Source organism: Nostoc sp. LEGE 12454 (assembly GCF_056620565.1).
Genome location: NZ_JBWQXL010000120.1, coordinates 1 through 1,137 on the forward strand (window position 1 = coordinate 1; position 1,137 = coordinate 1,137).

A 1,137-nucleotide genomic window follows, 5' to 3' on the forward strand; every position below is an offset into this window, starting at 1 on the left:
TTAGCGATAACTCATCAACTGGTTTGATATTAGCAACTTGTTGCTTTAGTGCATTAATCTGTGATTGTAGCTTATCGCAACAATTGCATTTCCCAGCGCAATCTAGCGCTGATTGCATACTCCCAATCACGCTCTCAGTACTCATATATTTAGCCGCAACTCCTATTTCTTAATTGATTGGATAAACCCTTTATTTGCGCCCATTCGCTATTAGAAATACATTTCCCACTACAGCCAGTACCGCAAGCTATTTCACAATCGGATAGTGATTGGTAAATCCCTGGTGTGTTATAAACAGTTTTTTTTATACACGCACCATTAATACAGTCATATTTCTCGCTCGGATTGGGAACGAACGATTTGGAGACAATATAACCATTGCCCCAGTTTCCAAGAAAAATTCTTCCATCGCACGACGAAATCAAATTCATGGTTGGACTTGCGCTAACCAGAATCGGATTGTCGTCTGCAAAGCCAGAATAATTTTCTGTATAGTTGGTATTTCCAGTGTTATACAGTCGAGTTATTAAAGTCCAAATCCCCGATACACCACATGACATTAGTAATTATCCGGATCAACTGTTGAATTTGTGTCAATTTTGGCGAGGCTTAATGTTAATTGGTCTTGTCTGTATGCAGTGTTGTCAGTTCCTCTTGTAGTGAAATTTGAGAATCCGTCTGCAATGATTAAAGACTGGTCAGTATTTGCATCAAAATTAGTTTGGGTAAGATAACTTTTGGCGTTAACTGCAATTGCGACTAAATGACCTTCTGCTGTGGCAGTAGTTGGAGTTGCTAATCCTGCTGCTTGTAACGCTGAATCAGGAATAAATAACCCTGCACTTGGTGTTGTTGCTCCACTTGCTAGCCGTGTCGCACCTATTCCAAAAACTTGAACAATTGTAGGTTTTGCCATAAAACGGATTTTTTATTGATGTGATAAATCCGTTGTATGAAGTAATCAAAATAATGTAAATGTTCCACTTTTATGTAGAAGTGGAATATTCACGGATGCCGTGTATCCTTTGCTGGGAATAGGATTGAGCGAATATTTACGGTTAGTGAATATTTAGGTAATTCCACTTTCACCTCTGAACCAGGTAAAAGCGGAACACACGAAGTTTATTTTTATATATG

General features: G+C 38.5%; 1 protein-coding gene. It reads right to left on the minus strand.

Features of this window, described 5'->3' with window-relative positions; all coding sequences use genetic code 11:
* Nucleotides 1–559: 559 nt before the first annotated feature.
* On the minus strand, nucleotides 560–916 hold the full coding sequence (locus AC1F2U_RS34715; protein ID WP_480265274.1) for a hypothetical protein: 357 nt from the start codon (nucleotides 914–916) through the stop codon (nucleotides 560–562).
* Nucleotides 917–1,137 lie beyond the last annotated feature (221 nt).

Coding starts and splice junctions, on each gene's coding strand:
- AC1F2U_RS34715 (WP_480265274.1), bottom strand. CDS start 916: ATGGCAAAACCTACAATTGTTCAAGTTTTTGGAATAGGTGCGACACGG.